The organism is Flavobacterium jejuense, from assembly GCF_006491595.2.
In the GTDB taxonomy this organism is placed as follows: domain Bacteria; phylum Bacteroidota; class Bacteroidia; order Flavobacteriales; family Flavobacteriaceae; genus Flavobacterium; species Flavobacterium jejuense.
The window spans coordinates 1-332 of sequence record NZ_VEVQ02000056.1 but is presented as its reverse complement, the minus strand read 5'-3'; the positions used below and the strand labels follow the sequence as shown (position 1 = coordinate 332).

The 332-nt window shown below is 37.7% G+C and carries 1 protein-coding gene; it reads left to right on the top strand.

The genetic code is table 11. The annotated features are described in order from the left end of the window. On the top strand, nucleotides 1-332 hold a 332-nt coding region (locus FIA58_RS21195), incomplete at both ends, for a hypothetical protein (protein WP_165928978.1).

The following is a 332-nucleotide window of genomic DNA, read 5'->3' as shown; positions in this document are numbered from 1 at the left end:
GAAACCGCATTAGGTAGTTTTGAAGGACCAAAAGCTGGAAAAACATACTATTACACTATTAGAAGTTGGGACGCTACAACAGGAACTTCAAACTATTCTGCTGTTAGGACCATTTCAACAGCTTTTGGAGTTCAACCAATTGCTCCAAGTAATGCTTCTACTGTAACTAGTCCTGCCAATTTATCTTGGACAAGTACTGTATCTGGTGCATCATATAGATTACAAATTGCAAGAGCAAATACTGGTTGGACGGCAGAAAATGGTTTTACAACTGACCCAAATCCTACTTCGAATGTTCCTGTAAATTATAGCACAGCAAATTTATTGAACTA